The following is a 16422-nucleotide window of genomic DNA, read 5'->3' on the forward strand; positions in this document are numbered from 1 at the left end:
ATGGACAAACTCGAACAATTTCTCACTCGCGCCGAAGCTGTGCTCGCGCGCATCGAAGGCATGCTGCCGCCGGCGGCGCCGGATATCGACTGGGCATCGGCGGTGGCGTTTCGCTGGCGCAAGCGTCAGGGGCGCGGCTTTCTGCAACCGGTGCCGGCCATCTCGCAGATTTCGCTCGATGACCTTCAGAACATCGACCGTCAGAAGGGCCTGATTCAGCAGAACACGCAGCAATTCGTGAAAATGCTGCCGGCGAACAACGTGCTCCTGACCGGCGCGCGCGGCACGGGCAAGTCGTCGCTGATCAAGGCGTGCCTGAACGAATATTCGAAGGACGGCCTGCGCCTGATCGAGGTCGACAAGGACGATCTGCACGATCTCGGCGACATCGTCGATCTGATCTCGGCGCGGCCCGAGCGCTTCGTCGTGTTCTGCGACGACCTGTCCTTCGAGGAAGGCGAGTCGGGCTACAAGGCGCTGAAGGTTGCGCTGGATGGCTCCGTGTCGGCGCAGTCGGACAACGTGCTGATCTACGCGACCTCGAATCGCCGTCACCTGTTGCCCGAGTACATGAGCGACAACGAGACCTACAAGCACACGTCCGACGGCGAGATTCATCCGGGCGAGGTGGTCGAGGAAAAGATCTCGCTGTCCGAGCGCTTCGGTTTGTGGGTCAGCTTCTATCCGTTCAAGCAGGACGACTATCTGGCGATCGTCGGCCACTGGCTGAAGCATTTCGGCTGCGACGGCGCCGAAGTCGAAAGCGCGCGTGGCGATGCGCTCGTCTGGGCGCTCGAACGCGGATCGCGTTCGGGGCGCGTCGCGTGGCAGTTCGCGCGCGACTGGTCGGGACGCAAGCAATGACCGACACGAAAGCCGACATCGCGCCCGATGGCCGCAAGGTGACCGAAGTGGCCGTCGGCGTGATGGTGCACCATGACGGACGTTATCTGCTCGCGCAGCGGCCCGAAGGCAAACCGTATGAAGGTTACTGGGAGTTTCCCGGCGGCAAGCTCGAACCGGGCGAGAGCATCGAGGCGGCGCTCGGGCGCGAACTGCACGAGGAACTGGGCATCGACGTCACCGCGTGCCAGCTCTGGCGCACGCTCGAACACGATTATCCGCATGCGTACGTGCGTCTGTTTTTCTGCAAGGTGACGGAGTGGAAGGGCACGCCGCTCGGACGCGAAGGTCAGGCGATCGCCTGGCAGAGGCTTCCGGTGGAAGTCGCGCCGCTCCTGCCCGCGGCCATTCCGATTCTTGAATGGCTCGAAGAGGAAGAGCGCGAGTAAGGTTTAGCTCGGGGGCCTAGTTCAGGCCGCCGCGCGAGTCATCGTCCGGCGGCGTTTCCTGCGCATTGCCTTCGATGCGGTATTTCTCGGTTGCCCAAGCGCCGAGATCGATCTGCTTGCAACGCTCGGAGCAGAACGGACGGAAACGGTTTTCGGGAACCCAGCGGACATCCTTGCCGCAGGTCGGACATTTGACGACAGTGGTCATGACAGTGACGAATTGATCAGGCGATGAAACGGTATTTGACCATATGCGGCCAAATCGCTCCGTTCAAAGGCTGCAAAGCGTCAGATGAAAGGGAACGTCGACATCGACGGCGCGGGGTTTCAGGTCGCCGTCCTGCACCGTGAAACGCACCCACAGCATGTACTTGTTCGCGCTTGCTTCCGGAATCACGCGGGTATCGGGCGAAACGCGCACTTGCATCAGCTGGTAGGTGCGGCCGGAGAGCATCTGCTGATAGCTGCCCTGCATCGCCATGACTTTCGATGCCTGTCCCGATTCGCGCGCGAGCCGCAACACGATGGCGGCCGCGTCGCGCAGCGCGAGCATCGGCGTGACCCATTTGGCGATGTCCTGACGCCGCTCTTCGACCGGCAACTGCTGCCACGCGTAATACGAAGGCAGATCGAACTTGCAGGTGCCGCCGGGAATGATCGTGCGGCTGCGAATGCTCGCGAGCCACTCGTTATCGGCCAGATGCTGCCCGGTCTTGCCATGCATTTCGGTAAGCCCGGCAAGCGTCTGCTCGATCTCGCCGAGCACGGCCTCGAGCGCTTCCTGTTCGATACCCGGATTGCCGCGGAACGGTGCGAGCGTTTGCCGCTGCCGCTCCAGTTCCTTCATGAGATCGGCCTTGAGGTCCGTGCGGCCGGCGACTTCCGCGATCTCGAAGAGCGTCGTGAGCGCGACATGATGCTCTCGCGCGTCTTCCTGAGTCAGAAAGAACGTGAAGCGCTCGAACAGATCTTCGAGCCGCAGCAGCGTCCGGATGCGCTCGTTGAAGGGGTACTCGTAAAGGATCAAGCGCGCTCGCCTCGGCGTGGGTCGGTTGCTTCCATGAGCGGAAGTGAGCACATTCTAATGCCGCATCCTCACCCTAGCAAATCGGGGCGGATTCGCCCGGCAAAGCGCCTGTTTGAACACAAAAAAGGGAACTTTTAGGCGATTTCTCGACCTCAGGCGCGCGTGTTTTTCATGCGGCGGCGAGCGCGAGGTAGCGGGCGTGCAACGTGTCGACATGTTCCGCCAGCGTGTCGAGCGTGGCGGCTTCGTCGTTGACGATGATGTCGTCGGCGGCGGCGATGCGCGCCTCGCGCGATGCCTGCTTCGCGATGATCGCGAGCACCTGATCGCGCGTGAAGCCGTTGCGCCGAATCACGCGTGCGATTTGCGTCTCGACGGGGCAATCCACCACGAGCACGCGCGATACGCGCGCTTTCCACTCGCCCGATTCCACTAGCAGCGGCACCACGACGATGTGATACGTGCCCGGCGCCGCATGCCGCTGGCGTTCTGTTTCAGCGCGGATCAGCGGATGCACGATGGCTTCGAGCCGTGTTTTCGCGGTGTCGTCGGCGAAGACGAGGGCGCGCATCTTCGCGCGATCCAGCGACCCGTTCGCCGCGATGAAATCCTGGCCGAATTCGCTCGCGATGAGCGGCATCGCGACGCCGCCCGGCGCCGTGATCTGATGCGCGATCAGGTCCGTGTCGATCAGCGGCACGCCGCGCGCCGCGAACAGATCCGCGACCGTGCTCTTGCCACTGCCGATGCCGCCGGTGAGACCAATGCTGAACATCCGTTGCACTCCTTCGATCATCCGAACAATGCGTAGAGCGGCGTGCCGACGAATAGCGTGATCGCGCCGCCCGCCGCGAGGAACGGCCCGAACGGCAAAGGTTCCTCGAAACGCATGCGCCGGCGCAGCGTCGCGAGAATGCCGAACGCGGCGCCCGCGACGGCCGCGATCAGCACCACTTGCGCGAGCGCCGCCCAGCCGAGCCAAGCACCGAGCGCCGCCAGCAACTTGAAATCGCCATAGCCCATGCCTTCGACGCCGCGTGCGAGCTTGAAGATCCAGTACACGCACCACAGGAAAAGATAACCCGCGATCGCGCCCGTTACCGCGTCGTGCAGCGTCGCGAACCCGCCTTCGCCGAAATTCACGATGAGGCCGGCCCACAGCAGCGGCAACGTCAGCACGTCGGGAAGATAGTGCGTGTCGTAGTCGATCAGCCCGGCCGCGAGCAAGGTCGCGCACAGTCCGAACGCGGCGAGCGCAGCCCATGCCGGTCCATATGCGTACAGCGAGAGCGCCGCGAGCGCGCCGGTCGCGATTTCGATCAGCGGATAGCGCGGGCTCACGCGCGCGCCGCATGCTGAGCAGCGCCCGCGCAGCGCGAGATAGCTGAGCACCGGAATGTTCTCCCATGCGCGCAAGACATGCTTGCAATGCGGGCAGGCGCTGCGCGGCACCGCGAGATTGAAGCGCTCCGGATAAGCGTCCGCGGGAGCGGGTTTGGAGTCATCGGGCAATGCGGCATCGACTTCGGCGCGCCACGCGCGCTCCAGCATGATCGGCAACCGATGCACGACGACGCTCAGAAAGCTGCCGATCACCAGACCGAACACAATGGCGAATCCGTACTGCGCGGCAGCGGGAAGCGCGGCGAACGCCTCCACATAGCGGCTGGCGAAGTGCGCGGCGGATGGATCGAACGAAGGCTGCATGATGGTGGAACGATGGCTTTGGCCCGCGATGCTACACCACGTTGCCGAGCTGAATGATAGGAAGATACATCGCAATGACGAGTCCGCCCACGAGCGCGCCCAGCACCGCGATGACGATCGGCTCGCACAGACTCGCGAAGGCGCCGATGCGCTCGTCGACCGAACGATCGGCGAGCGTGGCCAGATCGAGCAGCATGGCGTCGAGCGAGCCCGATTCTTCCGCGACCGCGATCGGCTGCACCACGTCCTGCGGAAAGCATCCGGCGGCGCGCATCGCGGCGGCGAGGCGCTCGCCATTGCGCAGGCGCGCGGCGATATCGACGGTCGCGCGGTCGAACACGCGGTTTCCGGTGGCGTGCGTGAGCGAGTCGAAAGCGTCGGAGAGCGCGGTGCCCGCCGCAAGCAAAGTGCCGAGAGCGCGGCTCCAGCGCGCGACGGCGAGCGAACGCAGCAGCGTGCCCGCGAGCGGCAGGCGCAACGCGATGCGATCGGCCGCTGCGCGCGCGTCGGGCGAGCGCTTCATCCAGCCGAGCGCGGCCGTCGCGAGGCACGCGCACGCCGCGACGAAAGGCACGCCGTAACGCGCGGCGCCATCGGAGAGTGCGAGCACGAAGCGGGTCGGCGCGGGCAGCGCGGCGCCGAAGCCATCGAAGATGGTCTTGAAGGTCGGCACGACGCCGATCAGCAAACCGGCCGTGATCGCAAGCGACAAGAGCAGCACGACGACCGGATAGGTGAGCGCCGCGCGCAGTCCGGCCTTTTGCGACGCGGCGCGCTCGCGGTCGTCGGCGAGGCGCGCGAGCACCGCCGGCAGCGCGCCCGCCACTTCTCCGACCGAGACCAGTTGGCAATACAACGCGCCGAACGCGGCGGGATGCTGCGCGAGCGCCTCCGAATACGGTACGCCGCGCGTGATGTCCCGGCCGAGCGTTCGCGCGATGCGCGGCATGCCGCCCGTCGGGCCGCCCTCTGTGCCGCCCGCGAGCAGTTCCAGTGCGGCAGCGAGCGGCAGTCCCGCGCGCAGAAGCCCGGCCAGCTGGCGCGTGAAGAGGGTGACGCGCGCTGCATTCGTTTTCGGCGGCGGCGCGCGGCCGAGCGTGTCGAGGCTCGTCACGATCACGCCTTCGCGCCGCAGCGACGCGCGCGCCGCGAGCGTGTCGATGGCGATGAGCTTGCCGCGCTTATGTCTGCCGTCCGCGGTCAGGCCGCGCCACGCGAAGCGTAGTTCGGGCGCGCGGTCCATCAGTCGATCTCCGTGGCTTCCGCCGCTTCGGCCACGCTCGTCACGCCTTCGCGCACGCGGGCGAACGCCGCATCGCGCAGCGTCGGCATGCCTTGCGCCTGCGCCGCGCGCGTGACCGTATGGGTCGCCGCGCGCGCGACGATCAGCTCGCGAATGTCATCCGATGCAGGCATCAGTTGATGCACGCCGACACGCCCGCGATAACCGATGCCGTGACAAGCCGGACAGCCGCGCGGCTCGAATGGATGGAAACCTGCGTCGAGCGGCAGCGTGGAACGCGTGCGACAGTGCTCGCAGAGCTTGCGCACCAATCGTTGCGCACTGACGAGCCTGAGCGCGGACGCGAGGTTGTAGGGCGCCACGCCGATATCGATCAGACGGGCGATGGCGGCGGGCGCGTCGTTCGTATGCAGCGTCGAGAGCACGAGATGACCGGTCTGCGCGGCCTTCACCGCGACGTCGGCGGTTTCGGCGTCGCGAATTTCCCCGACCATGATCACGTCCGGATCCTGCCGCATGAACGCGCGCAGCGCGACCGCGAAGGTCAGCCCCGCCTTTTCGCGCACGCTCACCTGATTGATGCCCGCGAGCTGAATCTCGACCGGGTCCTCGACCGAGCACACGTTGCGCGCCTCGGCGTTGAGCATCTGCAGGAAGCAATACAACGACAGTGTCTTGCCGCTGCCGGTCGGCCCGGTCACGAGCACGAGGCCGTGCGGTGCGCGGATCGCCGCTTCGACCGTGCGGCTCTGCGCGTCGTCGAGGCCGAGCGCGGCGAGTGAAAGATCCGGCGGCAAGGCGTCGAGCCGGCGCAGCACGAGCTTCTCGCCGAACAGCGTCGGCAGCGAATTCACGCGATAGTCGCCGATGCGCCCGCCCGGCAGCGTCAGACGCAGGCGGCCGTCCTGCGGCACGCGGCGCTCCGCGATGTCCATGCGCGCCAGCACCTTGATACGCGTGACGAACGCGTCGCGCAGATGGGGCGGCGGACGCCGCAGTACGTGCAGCGCGCCGTCGATTCGCAGCCGGACGCGCCAGTCGTACTCCCATGGCTCGACGTGGATATCGGACGCGCCGCGCTCGGCCGCTTCGCGCAAGGTATCGGCGAGCAGCGCGACGGCGGGAGTTTCGGAATCGGATGCGGGGTCGGACGGCGGGCGAGCCGGGCGCGCGAAGGTTTCGAAGGCGTCGCGGGAAGGGGCAATCATGGGCGTCGGACCGTGAGAGTCGAGATGATCCGATCATCCCGTCGCCGGCCCGCGACGCCCAGTCGGCCGAATGGCTAACGCAGCGCGCGCTTCGCGGGCGCGGAAGGGCGGAAGATTTTCACGGTGCGGATCGCCTGATCGTCGCTACGCATGACTTCGAAGGTCACGTTCGCGATCTGCACGGAGACATCGCCGTCGGGTATGTCTTCGAGCGTTTCGAGGATCAGGCCATTGAGCGTCTTGGGACCGTCCGTCGGCAGCGTCAGTTGCAGCCAGCGGTTCAGTTCGCGCAGCGGCATGCTGCCCGCGACGATGCACTCGCCGTTCTCGTCCCAGCCGCCGCGCGAGCCGGCGCCGCGCGGAATCGTCGTCGTGAACTCGCCGATCAGCTCCTCGATGATGTCCTCGGGCGTCACGAGCCCCTGCAATTCGCCGTACTCGTCGACCACGATCGCGATGCGATGGCCGCTTTCCTGAAAGTACTGCAACTGCTGGAACACGGGCGTGCCGGCCGGCACGAAATAGGGTTCCGCGAGCAGCTCGCGCAGCGACTCGCGTTCCAGTTCCTGGTTATGCAGCGCCGACAGCGTCTTGCGCACGTGCAGAATGCCGAGCACGCGGTCGATGTCGCCCTGATAAACGAGGAGCTTGTTGTGATAGCACGTCTCGAGCTGATGCAGGATTTGCTCGAACGGCGCATCCATATCGAGCGCCTCGATGCGACGGCGCGGGATCATCACGTCATCGACCGAGATATTTTCGAGATCGAACAGGTTCAGCAGGATGCTGCGGTGCTTGGTCGGCATGAAGCTGCCGGTTTCGAGCACGATTGTGCGTAGCTCTTCCGGCGAAATGCGCTGATCGCGCTTGTTCTTGGTGTTGATGTGCAGCGTGGCGAGGATCGCGTTGGCAAACAGGTTCACGAACCAGATGAGCGGCCGCGCGATGCGCATGAGCGGCGACAGCACGAGACTCGCGGGCAGCGCCACTTTCTCCGGATACGTCGCGCCGACGATCTTCGGCGCGATTTCCGCGAACACGATGATGAGAAACGCGATGACGCCCGTCGTGATCGACAGCACGAGGTTGTTATGGCCGAAGGTGCGCAGTGCGATGGAAGTGGTGAGCACCGGGATGATCGTGTTGATCAGGTTGTTGCCTATCAGGATCACCGAGAGCAACTGGTCGGTCTTGGCGAGCAGGCCCTGCGTGGTGCGTGCGCGTAACGACCCCTGGCTCGCCAGATATTTCAACCGATGGCGATTGAGCGCCATCATCGACGTTTCGGAGATCGAGAAGAAACCGGAAAGAATGAGAAGCAGAAAGATGGCGCAAATTTGCGCCCATAAGGGAAGGTTGTCCACGCGGTGATCGGGTAGGGGCGGAGATGGGAGGGAATATAACAGACGGGTTTGCAAGCTTGCCGTAGCTTGGGCAACCAACGCAATACCGGCCAAGCGCGGAAAAGAAAAAACCCGCATGGCGGACCATGCGGGTTTTTCGAAATTCTGGTCGGGGTGAGAGGATTCGAACCTCCGGCCTCTACGTCCCGAACGTAGCGCTCTACCAGGCTAAGCTACACCCCGAATTTTCTACAACTCTTACTTGGACTGCTATGTCGTTAAAGTCTCGTTTAAGACTGTCTCGACGTCGAGTAAGAACATAATTCTATCAGGCTCTCTTTGAAGATGGAAGGGGGGAATGAAGAAATTGCGTTGGCCGCTGCCTGAGCTTCTTTCCGCGCGCATTCCAGCGTGTGGTCCAGCGCGCCCGAAGTGGTGATCGCGTGGAAGATCGTGTCAAAGCGATCCGTGCCGCCCTGCTCGATGGCCTCGCGCGCGAGCGTCGCCTGCTCCGGCGTGCCGTGCTCCATCAGATAGATGAGCGGCAGGGTGGGCTTGCCTTCGCGCAGGTCGTCGCCAGCGTTCTTGCCCATCGATTCCGGCGTGCCCGTGTAGTCGAGCCAGTCGTCCATGATCTGGAACGCCGTGCCGATGCGCCGGCCGAATTCCGCCGCCGCCGCTTCGGTGCGCGCATCCGCGCCCGACAGCACCGCGCCCAGTTGCGCCGCCGCCTCGAACAGCTTCGCCGTCTTGTAGCGGATCACCTGCATGTAGCGCGCTTCATCGACGTCCGGGTCGTGCATGTTGAGCAGTTGCAGCACTTCGCCTTCGGAAATGATGTTGGTCGCGACCGAGAGAATCTCCATCACGCGCATCTTGCCGACGCTCACCATCATCTCGAACGAGCGCGAATACAGGAAGTCGCCGACCAGCACGCTCGCCGCGTTTCCGAACAGCGCGTTCGCGGTCTTGCGGCCGCGGCGCAGATCGGATTCGTCGACCACGTCGTCGTGCAGCAGCGTTGCCGTGTGGATGAACTCCACCACCGCCGCCAGTTCATGGCGATGTCCGGTCGTGTCGCCCAGCGCGCCCGAAACCAGCAGCAGCAGCGCCGGACGCAACCGCTTGCCGCCCGCGCCGATGATGTACTCCGAAATCTGGTTGATGAGCATCACTTCTGATGCCAGGCGCTGCCGGATGACGCGATTCACCTGCTGCATGTCCTCTGCGATCGGGGCGAGCAGTGCGGCGGCGTTTGGGGATGAAGTGGCGGTGGACGACATGATCGGCAAGAAAGGTAATCCGGCGGATTATAAGGCGAATCCGACGAACGACGGGTGTCCGGACTGTCGAATCGCGCCGCGTCGACGGATTTCCGACACGTTTCGCCGGGTTTTCGCCGAGGTTCGCGCATGGACCCGCGCCTGGTTCGTTCGCGGAGCGCCCGCGGCGCGGCATATGCCGATGCGCTTTGACGTCGTGCGTAACCCTATGTATAATCGCGTGTTTTCCCCCGCGTGGTGCGAGGGAAAAATGAATTCTGAGTGAGGTTCTCAATGTACGCGGTCATAAAAACCGGCGGCAAGCAGTACAAAGTTGCCGTTGGCGAAAAATTGAAAGTAGAACAGATACCGGCAGACATTGACGCTGAAATCACGCTCGACCAGGTTCTCGCAGTAGGCGAAGGCGAATCGATTAAGTTCGGTACGCCGCTGGTCAGTGGGGCTTCCGTCAAGGCTACCGTCGTGTCCCAAGGTCGTCACAAGAAAGTGACCATCTTCAAGATGCGTCGCCGGAAGCACTACCAAAAGCACGCTGGCCATCGCCAGAACTACACCGAACTGCGCATCGACGCGATCAACGCGTAAGCGCATCGGTTAAGGAGCTAAGCAAATGGCACACAAAAAAGCAGGCGGGTCTTCCCGCAACGGCCGCGACTCCGAGTCGAAACGCCTCGGCGTGAAGGTGTACGGCGGCCAGGCAATCAACGCAGGCGGCATCATCGTTCGCCAGCGCGGCACGCGCATGCATCCGGGTGAGAACGTCGGCATCGGCAAGGATCACACCCTGTTCGCGCTGGCCGACGGTCACGTCAAGTTCGTGACCAAGGGCGCTGCGAAGAAGCACACGGTCGTCGTCGTCCCGGCAGCGTAAGTTTTTACGCACGGGCTTCAGGACCGAAAGATGGCCCCGCGAAGTTCGCGGGGCCATTTTCATTTGTATCGACAAACATGGTTATCGCAGACCGGCATCCGCCGGTCGCGGCAAAATAGCGGAAACACGGGACGGAGTAACGCATGAAGTTCATTGACGAAGCGAGGATCGAAGTCATCGCCGGCGACGGGGGAGATGGCAGCGCGTCGATGCGCCGCGAAAAGTTCGTCCCGTTCGGCGGGCCGGATGGCGGCGACGGCGGCCGGGGCGGCAGCGTCTACGCCGTCGGCGATCGCAATATCAACACGCTGATCGACTACCGCTTCTCCAAGAAGCATCAGGCGCGCAACGGCGAAAACGGCCGCGGCTCGGACTGCTACGGCAAGGGCGGCGACGACATCACGTTGCGCATGCCGGTCGGCACCATCATTTCCGATCAGGAAACGGGCGAGATCATCGCCGACCTGACCGAGCACAATCAGCAAGTGCTGATCGCGCAAGGCGGCGCGGGCGGCCTCGGCAACCTGCATTTCAAATCGAGCACGAACCGCGCGCCGCGTCAGAAAACCGACGGCAAACCGGGCGAGCGCCGCATGCTCAAACTCGAACTGAAAGTGCTCGCCGACGTCGGCCTGCTCGGCATGCCGAACGCGGGCAAGTCCACGTTCATCTCGTCGGTGTCGAACGCGCGGCCGAAGATCGCCGATTACCCGTTCACGACGCTCGCGCCGAATCTCGGCGTGGTGCGCGTGGGCCCGAGCAAGAGCTTCGTGATCGCGGACATTCCGGGTCTGATTGAAGGCGCGGCTGAAGGCGCGGGCCTCGGGCATCGCTTCCTGCGTCACCTGCAGCGCACGGGTGTTCTGCTGCATCTCGTCGATATGGCGCCGTTCGATGAAAACGTCGATCCGGTCGCGGAAGCGAAGGCCATCGTCAACGAACTGCGCAAGTACGACGAGACGCTTTACGAGAAGCCGCGCTGGCTCGTGCTGAACAAGCTCGACATGGTGCCGGAAGACGAGCGCGAGGCGCGCATCGCCGACTTCGTCGAGCGTTTCGAGTGGGACGGCCCGGTGTTCGAGATTTCGGCGTTGACAGGTCAGGGCTGCGAAGCGCTCACCTACGCTATCTACGACTACATTTCGCAGCATTCGGATGCATCGCGCGCGGCGGAAGCGGAAGATCTCGCCGCCGACGTGCGTTTCCGCGACGACGAAGCGAGTCAGCCGAACCCGGCGAACCAGCAGGCCAATCAAGACGACGAATAACCACGAGGAGAAAGCGCACGATGCGTTCGGTCATCGCCGCTGCGAAGCGAATCGTAGTGAAAGTAGGGTCGAGCCTCGTCACCAACGACGGGCGCGGGCTCGATCACGCCGCCATCTCGCGCTGGGCCGCGCAGATTGCGGCGCTGCGCGAGCAGGGCAAGGAAGTCGTGCTCGTGAGTTCGGGCGCGATCGCCGAAGGCATTCACCGGCTCGGGTGGACCAAGCGTCCGCGCGAGATCGACGAATTGCAGGCCGCCGCCGCCGTCGGTCAGATGGGACTCGCGCAGGTCTATGAGAGCAGCTTCGGCGCGCATGGCATCCGCACCGCGCAGATTCTGCTAACGCACGCCGATCTGGCCGACCGCGAACGCTATCTGAACGCGCGCTCCACGCTGCTCACGCTGCTGCGCCTGGGCGCCGTGCCGATCATCAACGAGAACGACACCGTCATCACCGACGAAATCAAGTTCGGCGACAACGACACGCTCGGCGCGCTCGTCGCAAATCTGATCGAAGGCGATGCGCTCGTCATCCTCACCGATCAGCGCGGCCTCTTCACCGCCGATCCGCGCAAGGACCCGAACGCGACGCTCGTCGAACAGGCCGACGCCGGCACGCCCGAACTCGAACAGATGGCGGGCGGCGCGGGTTCGAGCCTCGGGCGCGGCGGCATGCTGACCAAGATTCTCGCGGCGAAACGCGCGGCGCATAGCGGCGCGAACACCGTGATCGCGAGCGGCCGCGAAGCCGATGTGCTGACTCGTCTCGCATCCGGCGAACTGATCGGCACGCAACTGATCGCGCGCACGGCACGCATGGCGGCGCGCAAGCAGTGGATGGCGGATCATCTTCAGGTGCGCGGACACGTCGTGATAGATGCCGGCGCGGTCAACAAGCTCACCGCCGACGGCAAGAGTCTTCTGCCGATTGGCGTGATCGACGTGAAAGGCGCGTTCGATCGTGGCGAGGTGATCGCCTGCGTCAACGATCAGGGGCAGGAAGTGGCGCGCGGCATCACGAACTACAGTAGCTCGGAGGCGCGGCTGATTCACCGGCGGCCCAGCGGCGAGATCGAAACTGTGCTCGGTTATATGCTGGAACCGGAGTTGATCCACCGGGACAATCTCGTGCTCGTCTGAGACGCCGTGCAACGTGCGAAGTGCAAAAGACAAAGCCCGCTGAGCCGTAAGGCCAGCGGGCTTTGTCATGAAGCCGGCCGCATCAGCGCAGATTGATGTTGGTCTGCGTGCGCTTGTACTGGATGTTGTTCACGATCTGCTCGGCCGAACCCACCGGCAGCTTGCTCGCGCAGAAATAATCCTGATAGAGCGCGGCCTGATACGCGTTCAGTTCGCCATTCTCGATGCGCTTGAATTCGAACGCGGCGCCCTGATCCCAGCCATTTTGATCGTCGTTGATGCTCGCGTAACGGCGCCATTCGTAGGTGTCGCAACGAATGCCTTCGTAGTTGACGTTGCGCGCGCCCACCGGGCTCGTCACGACGATCACGTAACGCACGACGCCGTCCTTGCCGACCGTGAGCGTCGATTTATCGACGGCGAAGGTGAGCGGCGTGTTCTGCGAGACGTTGAACGCCAGCAGATTCGACGCCTTCGGCAGCGGCGGCATGGTATCGATTTTCTCTTCGGCCCAGGTCGTCTTGCGGTCGAGCAGATAGGTGAAGACGCCGTCGTCCTGCGTGGTCGGGGTCTTGGAGCTGGAGCAGCCGGCGAGCGCGGCAAGCGTTGCCGCGGATGCCACGATTACCGCGAGTGAGGCTTTCACTTTCAATTGGGTTTCCCGGAAAACTTGCGCGCGGGACGCGGGAGCGCCCGCCCGGCGGAACAAAGCGAGATGGCACGGTGAGCGATTCACCGTGCCATCGATCGAAGTTTGAGAGTCAACCTGCAACAAGAACGGCGGCGATCAGTCGCACGACGAGCGCTGCACGATCACATGCACTTCTTCGCTGACCGTGCATTCTGCCTGAACCGTCGCGCCGGAGGCAGTAACGGCAGGCGCTTCGATCGTCATCGTCTGGACGACGCGCGGATAGCGCGGCCCATGATGCGCGGCACGCTCGCCGCGTTCGCCACGGGCGTTGGTCCGCCGCAGGAAGCGGGATAGCTCGGTAAGAGCCATTTGATAAACGTCGCGCTTGAACTCGATCACCGCATCCAGCGGCACCCAATACTCGTTCCAGCGCCAGGCATCGAATTCCGGATGGTCCGTCGCGCGCAGGCAGATGTCGCAATCGCGGCCCACCATGCGCAGCAGAAACCAGATTTGTTTCTGACCGCGATAATGTCCGCGCACCTCGCGCTTGATGAACTTGTCCGGCACCTCATAACGCAGCCAGTCGCGCGTGCGACCGACAACTTTCACATGCTCAGGCAGCAAGCCGGTTTCTTCGTGTAACTCCCGATACATCGCTTGCACGGGGGTTTCGCCGTATTTGATACCCCCTTGCGGAAACTGCCAGGAATGTTCACGCAGCCGCTTGCCCCAAAACACTTCGTTGCGCGCGTTCAAGAGGATGATGCCGACGTTCGGGCGAAAGCCTTCACGATCCAGCATACAGCCACCTTCAAATCCTTTAAAATTGCTTTGATTATAAACAGTTAACGGACTCGGCGCACCGGCAGGAACCCCAATTCGGGGCACGATGTCCCCGAAGCGCCCGGCTCGTTTCGAGTCTGTGTTTGAGTCTTTTTGCCAGGCAAGCCGGGAAGCGGCAAAATCTGCTTCCCACGAACTGTTCCGTCGTCCACCATCGAATCGCCCGCTTCGGCGCTGAAACGCTCCGGAGCGCGCCGCTTTTGGATAATTTTTGAATGAAAGCATCCCGTTTCTTCATCGGCACCCTGAAAGAAGCTCCCGCCGACGCCGAGATCGTCAGTCACAAACTGATGATGCGCGCCGGCATGATCCGCCGCGTCGCGGGCGGCATCTACGATTACATGCCGATCGGCCTGCGCTCGGTGCGCAAGGTCGAAGCCATCGTGCGTGAAGAGATGAACCGCGCGGGCGCGCTCGAATTGCTGATGCCCGCCGTGCAGCCCGCCGAGCTCTGGCAGGAGTCGGGCCGCTGGGAGCAGTACGGTCCCGAACTGCTGCGCTTCAAGGATCGCCACGACCGCGATTTCGTCGTGGGCCCGACGCACGAGGAAGTCGTGACGGACATCGCGCGTCGCGACATCAAGAGCTATCGCCAGTTGCCGGTGAACTTCTACCAGATCCAGACGAAGTTCCGCGACGAGATCCGTCCGCGCTTCGGCGTGATGCGCGGCCGCGAGTTCATCATGAAGGACGCCTATTCCTTCGATAAGGACCTCGATGGTCTCGCCGAGTCGTATCGCAAGATGTACGAAGCCTATGTGCGCATTTTCACGCGCATCGGGCTGGAGTTCCGCGCGGTCGCGGCGGACAACGGTTCGATCGGCGGCAGCGGCTCGCATGAATTCCACGTGATCGCCGAGACGGGCGAGGACGACATCGCCTATTGCCCGGACTCGGACTTCGCGGCGAACGTCGAGGCGGCGGATGCGTTGCCGCTCATCGAGAAGCGCGCCGCGCCCACCGAAGAGCTGAAGAAGACGCCGACGCCGGGCGCCGCGAAGTGTGAGGCGGTCGCGCAGCTTCTGAACATTCCGCTCGAAAAGACCATCAAGTCGATCATTCTTGCAACCGACAACGAAGGCGCGGAACCCACGATCTGGCTGCTGATGCTGCGCGGCGATCATTCGCTCAACGACATCAAGACGAACAAGCTGCCGGGCCTCGCGGGTTACCGCTTCGCGACGGAAGCCGAGATCATCGAATGGTTCGGCACGCCGCCGGGCTATCTCGGCCCGATCGGCACGAAGAAGCCGGTGCGCGTGATCGCGGATCGCACGGTCGCGAACATGAGCGACTTCGTGGTCGGCACGAACGAGGTCGATTACCACACGACCGGCGTGAACTGGGGCCGCGATCTGCCCGAGCCGGAAGTGGCGGATATCCGCAACGTGGTCGCGGGCGATCCGTCGCCGGACGGCAAGGGCACGCTGGAAATCTGCCGCGGCATCGAAGTGGGGCACGTGTTCCAGCTCGGCATCAAGTATTCGAATTCGATGAGCGCGACCTTTCTCGACGAAAACGGCAAGCCCGCGCCGATGCAGATGGGGTGCTACGGCATCGGCGTCACGCGCGTGCTGGGCGCGGCGATCGAACAGAATTTCGATGACCGCGGCATCATCTGGCCGGAAGCCATCGCGCCGTTCGAAGTCGTGATCTGCCCGATGGGCTACGACCGAAGCGACTCCGTGCGCGAGCAGGCCGACAAGCTGTACGCCACGCTGCAGGCGGCGGGCGTCGACGTGATCCTCGACGATCGCGGCGAGCGTCCGGGCGTGATGTTCGCGGACTGGGAGCTGATCGGCGTGCCGCATCGCATCGTGATCGGCGATCGCGGGCTGAAGGACGGCAAGCTGGAGTATCAGGGCCGCCGCGACGCCGAAGCCACGCTGCTGCCGGTAGATGAAGCGGCGGATGTCGTGACGGGCAAAGTGCGGGCCGCGCTCGGGAAGTAATGCAGTACAACTTCCTGTCGGCGACGATCCTGCTGCTGCTGATCACGGACCCGCTCGGCAACATTCCGATCTTCATCAACGCGTTGCGCGGCGTCGCGAAAGAGCGGCGCCGCGTCGTCGTATTGCGCGAAGTGGCGATCGCCTTCGTCATTCTGCTGGTGTTCATGATGGCGGGCGACCGCTTCCTGCGCGCGATGAACCTCACCGATGTCTCGTTGCGCATCGCCGGCGGGATCGTGCTGTTTCTGATCGCGCTACGGATGATTTTTCCGCATCCGGATGGCGCGATGGGCGGCGATTCGCGCGGCGGCGAGCCGCTCATCGTGCCGCTGGCCATTCCGGCGCTCGCCGGACCTTCGGCTTTGGCGACGGTCATGCTGCTGACGTCGCAGGCGCCCGGCAAGATGCTCGAGTGGATCGGCGCGCTGACCGTGACGATGATCGTCTGCGCAATCGTGCTGATCCTGGCGGAGAAGATTCAGCAGTGGCTCGGCGAGCGTGTCGTGACAGCATTCGAGCGCTTGATGGGGCTGGTGCTCGTGGCGATTTCCGTCGAAATGATGCTGACTGGAATACGCACTTTCGTGCATCAGCTATAAAAAAAGCGGC

19 protein-coding genes and 1 tRNA gene are annotated in these 16422 nt (G+C 63.7%); 9 read left to right on the forward strand and 11 right to left on the reverse strand.

The genetic code is table 11. From position 1 onward, the window contains the following. Window positions 1–864: an ATP-binding protein gene (locus AWB79_RS28085; protein ID WP_061170728.1), complete on the forward strand. Its 864-nt coding sequence runs from the start codon at window positions 1–3 to the stop codon at window positions 862–864. Then, window positions 861–1292 (forward strand): NUDIX domain-containing protein, encoded by a 432-nt coding sequence (locus AWB79_RS28090; RefSeq protein ID WP_061170729.1) that lies wholly within the window; start codon window positions 861–863, stop codon window positions 1290–1292. The genes AWB79_RS28085 and AWB79_RS28090 overlap by 4 nt, the downstream gene beginning before the upstream one ends. A gap of 16 nt (window positions 1293–1308) precedes the next feature. Here AWB79_RS28090 and AWB79_RS28095 read toward each other — a convergent pair whose 3' ends face one another. The 9 genes from AWB79_RS28095 to AWB79_RS28135 form a co-directional block, all read right to left on the reverse strand. After that, the gene (locus AWB79_RS28095; RefSeq protein ID WP_061170730.1) at window positions 1309–1500 is read right to left on the reverse strand and encodes a DNA gyrase inhibitor YacG; all 192 of its coding nucleotides are present in this window, start codon (window positions 1498–1500) and stop codon (window positions 1309–1311) included. 63 nt (window positions 1501–1563) lie between these two features. After that, window positions 1564–2319 (reverse strand): cell division protein ZapD, encoded by a 756-nt coding sequence (zapD, locus tag AWB79_RS28100; RefSeq protein ID WP_061170731.1) that lies wholly within the window; start codon window positions 2317–2319, stop codon window positions 1564–1566. Window positions 2320–2488: 169 nt separating this feature from the next. Continuing rightward, the gene (gene coaE, locus AWB79_RS28105; protein ID WP_061170804.1) at window positions 2489–3094 is read right to left on the reverse strand and encodes a dephospho-CoA kinase; all 606 of its coding nucleotides are present in this window, start codon (window positions 3092–3094) and stop codon (window positions 2489–2491) included. A gap of 17 nt (window positions 3095–3111) precedes the next feature. Further along, entirely contained in the window at window positions 3112–4026 is a 915-nt protein-coding gene (locus tag AWB79_RS28110) for a prepilin peptidase (RefSeq protein ID WP_061170732.1), read from the reverse strand. 31 nt (window positions 4027–4057) lie between these two features. Continuing rightward, window positions 4058–5269 (reverse strand): type II secretion system F family protein, encoded by a 1212-nt coding sequence (locus AWB79_RS28115; RefSeq protein WP_061170733.1) that lies wholly within the window; start codon window positions 5267–5269, stop codon window positions 4058–4060. Further along, window positions 5269–6477, reverse strand: a complete 1209-nt coding sequence (locus AWB79_RS28120) for a GspE/PulE family protein (RefSeq protein ID WP_061170734.1) — start codon at window positions 6475–6477, stop codon at window positions 5269–5271. Before AWB79_RS28120 ends, AWB79_RS28115 begins: the two co-directional genes overlap by 1 nt. Before the next feature lie 74 nt (window positions 6478–6551). Next, entirely contained in the window at window positions 6552–7841 is a 1290-nt protein-coding gene (locus AWB79_RS28125) for an HlyC/CorC family transporter (RefSeq protein WP_061170735.1), read from the reverse strand. Between the two features lie 145 nt (window positions 7842–7986). Next, window positions 7987–8063, reverse strand: a tRNA-Pro gene (locus AWB79_RS28130). A gap of 47 nt (window positions 8064–8110) precedes the next feature. Next, entirely contained in the window at window positions 8111–9103 is a 993-nt protein-coding gene (locus AWB79_RS28135; protein WP_061170805.1) for a polyprenyl synthetase family protein, read from the reverse strand. Here AWB79_RS28135 and AWB79_RS39745 point away from each other — a divergent pair. The 5 genes from AWB79_RS39745 to proB all read left to right on the forward strand — a co-directional run bounded on the left by AWB79_RS39745 (window position 9039) and on the right by proB (window position 12381). After that, the gene (locus AWB79_RS39745; protein ID WP_198399116.1) at window positions 9039–9368 is read left to right on the forward strand and encodes a hypothetical protein; all 330 of its coding nucleotides are present in this window, start codon (window positions 9039–9041) and stop codon (window positions 9366–9368) included. The genes AWB79_RS28135 and AWB79_RS39745 overlap by 65 nt on opposite strands. Window positions 9369–9376: 8 nt before the next feature. Further along, window positions 9377–9688 carry a 50S ribosomal protein L21 gene (rplU, locus tag AWB79_RS28140; protein WP_014192315.1) on the forward strand — a complete coding sequence of 104 codons (312 nt, stop codon included), beginning with the start codon at window positions 9377–9379 and terminating at the stop codon, window positions 9686–9688. 25 nt (window positions 9689–9713) lie between these two features. Beyond that, window positions 9714–9974, forward strand: coding sequence for a 50S ribosomal protein L27 (gene rpmA / locus AWB79_RS28145; RefSeq protein WP_008342952.1), 261 nt, complete (start codon window positions 9714–9716; stop codon window positions 9972–9974). 143 nt (window positions 9975–10117) lie between these two features. Further along, window positions 10118–11242, forward strand: coding sequence for an Obg family GTPase CgtA (cgtA, locus tag AWB79_RS28150; RefSeq protein WP_061170736.1), 1125 nt, complete (start codon window positions 10118–10120; stop codon window positions 11240–11242). A gap of 20 nt (window positions 11243–11262) precedes the next feature. Further along, complete coding sequence (gene proB / locus AWB79_RS28155) at window positions 11263–12381, forward strand: glutamate 5-kinase (protein ID WP_061170737.1); 1119 nt, start codon at window positions 11263–11265, stop codon at window positions 12379–12381. 82 nt (window positions 12382–12463) lie between these two features. On the opposite strand, the gene AWB79_RS28160 is transcribed toward proB, so the two are convergent. Together AWB79_RS28160 and AWB79_RS28165 are read right to left on the reverse strand one after the other, a co-directional pair. After that, complete coding sequence (locus tag AWB79_RS28160; RefSeq protein ID WP_061170738.1) at window positions 12464–13027, reverse strand: CNP1-like family protein; 564 nt, start codon at window positions 13025–13027, stop codon at window positions 12464–12466. A 141-nt stretch (window positions 13028–13168) separates the two neighbouring features. Next, the gene (locus tag AWB79_RS28165; protein WP_061170739.1) at window positions 13169–13819 is read right to left on the reverse strand and encodes an RNA pyrophosphohydrolase; all 651 of its coding nucleotides are present in this window, start codon (window positions 13817–13819) and stop codon (window positions 13169–13171) included. Window positions 13820–14076: 257 nt separating this feature from the next. On the opposite strand from AWB79_RS28165, the gene AWB79_RS28170 reads away from it, so the two are divergent. Both AWB79_RS28170 and AWB79_RS28175 read left to right on the forward strand, forming a co-directional pair. Next, window positions 14077–15813, forward strand: coding sequence for a proline--tRNA ligase (locus AWB79_RS28170; RefSeq protein ID WP_061170740.1), 1737 nt, complete (start codon window positions 14077–14079; stop codon window positions 15811–15813). Next, window positions 15813–16412 carry a MarC family protein gene (locus tag AWB79_RS28175; protein ID WP_061170741.1) on the forward strand — a complete coding sequence of 200 codons (600 nt, stop codon included), beginning with the start codon at window positions 15813–15815 and terminating at the stop codon, window positions 16410–16412. The genes AWB79_RS28170 and AWB79_RS28175 overlap by 1 nt, the downstream gene beginning before the upstream one ends. The last annotated feature ends 10 nt before the right edge of the window (window positions 16413–16422 follow it).

This window comes from Caballeronia hypogeia (assembly GCF_001544875.2).
Classification (GTDB): Bacteria; Pseudomonadota; Gammaproteobacteria; order Burkholderiales; family Burkholderiaceae; genus Caballeronia; species Caballeronia hypogeia.

What these genes read in the sequence shown, in the direction of transcription:
- rpmA (WP_008342952.1), top strand. Translation starts at nt 9,714, where the DNA reads ATGGCACACAAAAAAGCAGGCGGGTCTTCCCGCAACGGCCGCGACTCC.
- AWB79_RS28115 (WP_061170733.1), bottom strand. Translation starts at nt 5,269, where the DNA reads ATGGACCGCGCGCCCGAACTACGCTTCGCGTGGCGCGGCCTGACCGCG.
- AWB79_RS28175 (WP_061170741.1), top strand. Translation starts at nt 15,813, where the DNA reads ATGCAGTACAACTTCCTGTCGGCGACGATCCTGCTGCTGCTGATCACG.
- AWB79_RS28095 (WP_061170730.1), bottom strand. Translation starts at nt 1,500, where the DNA reads ATGACCACTGTCGTCAAATGTCCGACCTGCGGCAAGGATGTCCGCTGG.
- proB (WP_061170737.1), top strand. Translation starts at nt 11,263, where the DNA reads ATGCGTTCGGTCATCGCCGCTGCGAAGCGAATCGTAGTGAAAGTAGGG.
- AWB79_RS28120 (WP_061170734.1), bottom strand. Translation starts at nt 6,477, where the DNA reads ATGATTGCCCCTTCCCGCGACGCCTTCGAAACCTTCGCGCGCCCGGCT.
- AWB79_RS28165 (WP_061170739.1), bottom strand. Translation starts at nt 13,819, where the DNA reads ATGCTGGATCGTGAAGGCTTTCGCCCGAACGTCGGCATCATCCTCTTG.
- AWB79_RS28170 (WP_061170740.1), top strand. Translation starts at nt 14,077, where the DNA reads ATGAAAGCATCCCGTTTCTTCATCGGCACCCTGAAAGAAGCTCCCGCC.
- AWB79_RS28085 (WP_061170728.1), top strand. Translation starts at nt 1, where the DNA reads ATGGACAAACTCGAACAATTTCTCACTCGCGCCGAAGCTGTGCTCGCG.
- AWB79_RS28135 (WP_061170805.1), bottom strand. Translation starts at nt 9,103, where the DNA reads ATGTCGTCCACCGCCACTTCATCCCCAAACGCCGCCGCACTGCTCGCC.
- rplU (WP_014192315.1), top strand. Translation starts at nt 9,377, where the DNA reads ATGTACGCGGTCATAAAAACCGGCGGCAAGCAGTACAAAGTTGCCGTT.
- coaE (WP_061170804.1), bottom strand. Translation starts at nt 3,094, where the DNA reads ATGTTCAGCATTGGTCTCACCGGCGGCATCGGCAGTGGCAAGAGCACG.
- AWB79_RS28090 (WP_061170729.1), top strand. Translation starts at nt 861, where the DNA reads ATGACCGACACGAAAGCCGACATCGCGCCCGATGGCCGCAAGGTGACC.
- AWB79_RS28110 (WP_061170732.1), bottom strand. Translation starts at nt 4,026, where the DNA reads ATGCAGCCTTCGTTCGATCCATCCGCCGCGCACTTCGCCAGCCGCTAT.
- AWB79_RS39745 (WP_198399116.1), top strand. Translation starts at nt 9,039, where the DNA reads ATGTCCTCTGCGATCGGGGCGAGCAGTGCGGCGGCGTTTGGGGATGAA.
- cgtA (WP_061170736.1), top strand. Translation starts at nt 10,118, where the DNA reads ATGAAGTTCATTGACGAAGCGAGGATCGAAGTCATCGCCGGCGACGGG.